At 61.3% G+C, this 4,279-nt stretch carries 4 protein-coding genes; 3 read left to right on the top strand and 1 reads right to left on the bottom strand.

Features of this window, described 5'->3' with window-relative positions:
* Positions 1–27 precede the first annotated feature (27 nt).
* Genes DBV14_RS32235 through DBV14_RS32225 form a run of 3 tightly spaced genes read left to right on the top strand, consistent with a single transcriptional unit; the run spans position 28 to position 3,114 of the window.
* A complete protein-coding gene (locus DBV14_RS32235) occupies positions 28–945 on the top strand; it encodes a glycosyltransferase family 2 protein (RefSeq protein WP_124466036.1) in 918 nt (305 codons plus the stop codon).
* 10 nt (positions 946–955) lie between these two features.
* On the top strand, positions 956–1,369 hold the full coding sequence (locus DBV14_RS32230) for a GtrA family protein (RefSeq protein ID WP_185546198.1): 414 nt from the start codon (positions 956–958) through the stop codon (positions 1,367–1,369).
* A 5-nt stretch (positions 1,370–1,374) separates the two neighbouring features.
* Positions 1,375–3,114, top strand: coding sequence for a hypothetical protein (locus DBV14_RS32225; protein WP_124466031.1), 1,740 nt, complete (start codon positions 1,375–1,377; stop codon positions 3,112–3,114).
* Positions 3,115–3,236: 122 nt separating this feature from the next.
* Here DBV14_RS32225 and DBV14_RS32220 read toward each other — a convergent pair whose 3' ends face one another.
* Positions 3,237–4,082 (bottom strand): class I SAM-dependent methyltransferase, encoded by an 846-nt coding sequence (locus DBV14_RS32220; protein WP_185546197.1) that lies wholly within the window; start codon positions 4,080–4,082, stop codon positions 3,237–3,239.
* Positions 4,083–4,279 lie beyond the last annotated feature (197 nt).

Here is a 4,279-nt window from a genome sequence, read left to right as displayed (position 1 = left end):
CCTGCTGTGCGAACGCGGAACAGAAAAATGAAAGTTTCCTTTGTCGTCGCGGTCTACCAGAACGAGGGCGCGATCTCCAAGACGCACGAGAAGATAGCCGGCGTATTCGCGGACCGTCTCAAGGCGCACCAGTACGAGGTGATCTTCATCGACGACGGCTCGACCGACGGCTCGCTGCAAGAAATCCGCGGTCTCTGCGCGAGTGACCCCAACGTGAAGGGGCTGACCTTCACGCGCAACTTCGGACAGATGGCCGCAATGCTGGCGGGCTTCAAGGAAGCGACCGGCGACGCGGTCATCAACATCTCGGCGGACCTGCAGGACCCGGTGGACCTGATCCCCGAGATGGTCGACAAATGGATCGCCGGATCAGAGATCGTCATCTGCCACCGCACGGACCGCGCGGACACCTGGCTGGCCAAGACGTATTCGAGCCTGGCCTACGGCATGCTGCGCATGGCCATTCCGCAGATGCCTTCGGGCGGGTTTGACTTCGTGCTGATGGACCGCAAGGTCATGGACGAATTCAATTCCATCGATGTGCGCCACCGGTTTTTCCAGGGCGACCTGCTGTGGACCGGCTACCGGACCAGCCTGATCCCCTACGAGCGGCAAAAACGCACCATCGGCAAGTCACAGTACAACTTCGGCAAGAAGCTGAAGAACTTCCTGGACGCGATGCTCGATGCGTCTTACCTGCCCATCCGTTTCATTTCCCTGGCGGGGCTGCTGACTTCCGCCTTGGGCGTGCTCTACAGCATCAGCATCGTGATCGCATGGGCTCGGGGCCAGACGCCCTTCGACGGCTGGGCCCCCCTCATGATCGCCGTCCTGCTGATCGGCGGACTCATCATGGTGATGCTGGGCGTGGTCGGTGAGTACGTGTGGCGAATCAACGAAGAAGTGCGCAAGCGGCCGAACTACATCGTCAGGGACCGCTTCTGAAACCCGGCGTGTGAATCCTCTCAAGACCCTTACTGCGCAGTTCTCCAAGTTCACGGTCGTCGGGGCGCTGAACTTCGTCTTTACGCTGGTGCTTTTCTACCTGGCGGTGGTCGTGCTGCACATCAATCACCTGGTTGCGCTGGTGCTGGTTGCATTGATCGGCATGCTGCTCACCTACACGCTGAACTACTACTGGGTCTTCAAGCCGAGCGAGAAGGTCACCTTCGGTTCGCGGCTGCTCAAGTACATCGGGGCGGGCCTGGTATCGGTCGCGCTGAACGTGTTGTTGCTGCACCTGCTGACCTCGAAGACGCACATCGCGCCGTTCTATGGGCAATTGCTGCTGATTCCCTTCGTCGTGCTGTTCAACTTCCTGACGGCAAAGCTCTGGTCGCTGAGGGCCGAGCAGTCTTCGGTGCCGTGATTCCAGTGGACGACAGCAAGCCCGTCAACGAGATGGGCGGCCGCGCGACAACCCCGCAACGCGCGCTGGAAGCGGCGGTTGCCGCGCTCGTGCTGGTCGCCGCATGCGCGGTGATCGTCTATGTGGTCTGGTCACGCAACCGCGGCTTCGAAATCACCGACGAAGCTTATTACTTGCTGCTTGCGATCCATCCCGACGCGACCCGGCTCTACATCAGTGCCCAGCAGTGGGCCATGGGGCCGATCTGGCGGGTCACGGGCAGCCTCGCGTCTTTCCGGATGGCGGGCCTCGTGCTGCTGGCCGGCAGCGCGGCGGTGCTCGGCGTGGGGGCGTTGGCCGCTGCAAAGGGGCGCGCTGCACCTGTCGCGCTGCCTTGGCGGGGTCGTGTAGCCGTGATCGGCAGCGCCGTTGTTTGCGCGCTGCTGTATGCGATCACCATCAATGTGTCGCCGAGCTACAACCTGCTGGCTTCGGCGGGCGCGTACCTGTCCCTGGGGTTGGTGCTGCTGGCTGGCGACAAGACGTCGGCTGCCTGGCGGGCCGGGCTTTTCGGCGTGGCCGGCGCTGCGCTGGCGGTGGAGTTCGTCTGCAAGCCTTCATCGGGCGTGGCCACCTTCGTGCTCGTGGCAATAGCCGTGATGTGGCTGGACCGGTCGGGCAGGAGCAAGGCGCTGGCGTTGGCGACCGTGGCCGCCGGTGGACTGCTCGGTCTCGCCGCGCTGCTTTTCTCGCACACCACGCCAGGCGAAGCGGCGCAGGCCTTCGGCGGCGGCATGGAACTCTTCAGGATGGTCCAGACCGAGCCCATCCTCACGCGGTTGGGCCGCTACGCCCTCGAGTTCGGAGGCTACACAGCCGCGGCAATGCGGTCGGACGTGTTTCTCATCGTGGCGGTCCTCGTGTACCTGATCAGGAAAAGCTGGGTGACGATCGGGCTGGTGATCGCCGCGCTCGGACACACGCTTCTCGCCACGCAGTACTTCGAGTACGGCATGACGCAGTACGTCGAGTACATGCAGCGGGCATTGGTTTTTCTGGCGCTCATGCTCGCGGTCGCCTGGCAGTCGATGCCGGCACGGTCCAGATGGCTCAGCGCCGCGCTGGCCATGCTGCCCTACAGCGTGGCGATGGGAACCGGCAACGCGCTCTTCAGCCAGGTGATCGTTTCCCTGGCGCCCTGGGGCGTCTTGATGGTGCTTGCCGCCTATGCCAGGCCGGCGGGAACCCGGGACGCGGTGGTGCCGATGGCGCTCCTCGCGGGGTTCGTTGCGCTGACGAGCATCCAGATCCTTGTCTATAAGGCCAAGCCTCCCTACAGCCTGAGCGAACGCATGGACCGGCAATCTTTCCCTGTCGCCATCGGTCCGTTGGGGCGGGTGAAGGTGGATGCGGGAACCAGGCAGTTCATGCTGGAGATCGACGCAGCCGTCGCGAAGTGCCGCATTGCACCCGGCGCGCCGTTCCTGGGGCTGTACAACGTGCCGGGCCTGGCCCTGGCGCTGAACGCGGTACCGGTGGCGACGCCCTGGCTGAACAACGTCGACCAGGCCGAAGCAGTGCTCGCATCGCACGAAGCCATTGCCGACAAGGCCGTGATCGCAGTCCGGTTGAACATGGACGGAAGCCTTCCGCCCCTTCCGGCTGGGTTGAACGGGTTTCCGTCCAATTTCCAGCATTGCGGCGATGCGGTGTTTCCCTACGGCAAGCAGACCATCCAGATCTGGAGCGGTCTTCGGCAGAGATAGCCGTGGCCGATCGGCCATTCAACCCTTCGTGTGAATCATCGAGACGAGCTCACGAACGTTCGAGTTTCGCTTTCGGCATCGTCGACCGGTTGTCGGAGCGGGTGGGTGATCGCACGGCCTCGTCAACGAGACGTGGGCGTCCCTTTTTCCGCAACCATGACCAATGTCCCGCCATAGGGCAGCGAAATTCCCAGCTTCACGAGGAATTCGTCAATGCGCATGAAAAATCCCATGACGCCGTTCACCACGGGTGAAAACTTGACCCGCTTCGACAGCGCGTTCTGATCCGAGTCGCTGTTGTCGCGCTTTTTATCGAACAGGCGGGCCGCCAGCATCAACGGAAAAAGAAAAAATACAAAAGACGTGGTGTAGCGGATCTTGAATCCGCTTGCTTCCATCTTCTGCTTCAACTCACTTCTGGAATATCGGCGCTTGTGCTTGACGATTTCGTCCAGCGGGCCCCATAGAAACATGTGCTGAGGCACCGAAATGATCGCGACGCCGTCGTTTCCCAGCATCCGGTTGATGTTCGAGAGTGCGGCCATGTCGTCGTCGATGTGTTCGATCACGTCGAACGCGACGATCATGTCGAACTCGCGCCCGATCTGCCCCTCGGTAACGTCGAACTGAATGAATTCGACATCGGGCTGATTCTTCTTGGCGTAGACCAAGCCTTTTAAATAGACTTCCGATCCTGTTATTTCGAGCTTTTTGTCGTCTCGCAGGTGCTTGATGAAGTCCCCGGTGCCGCAGCCGATTTCCAGGAACCTGGCTTTCTGCGATGGCGGGAGATTGCGTTTCACCAGCCCTTTGAAGAGCCGGGTTCTGGCGCTGACCCAAAAACTGGTTTCGGCATATTCATCCGTGACGTCAAAGCCTTCGTCCGGATAGTCATCGTAGGCACTGGCGACCTTCGGGCTGAAGCATTTGATGCCTTCGATCAATGTGAAATCGAGAATGTTGCTCATAGAGGTAGTTGGATTCGCAGCAAGAGATGCTGCCCGGTGGGCGCCGGTGTTTTTACAGTCTTTTGACATCATCTCATCCGCGCGGGCTCCCGCTCCGCGGCAGGCGTCTCGTCCCGGCCGGTTGTAACGCCAGCGCCGGATGAAGCGTGCCAGTTTCCGCTGCGAGAATCGACCTCATGAGCACAGAACGCAACTAC

Source organism: Variovorax sp. KBW07 (assembly GCF_003852515.1).
In the GTDB taxonomy this organism is placed as follows: domain Bacteria; phylum Pseudomonadota; class Gammaproteobacteria; order Burkholderiales; family Burkholderiaceae_C; genus Variovorax.
This window is presented reverse-complemented; position numbering and strand designations above follow the sequence as displayed.

Coding starts and splice junctions, on each gene's coding strand:
- DBV14_RS32220 (WP_185546197.1), bottom strand. CDS start 4,082: ATGAGCAACATTCTCGATTTCACATTGATCGAAGGCATCAAATGCTTC.
- DBV14_RS32235 (WP_124466036.1), top strand. CDS start 28: ATGAAAGTTTCCTTTGTCGTCGCGGTCTACCAGAACGAGGGCGCGATC.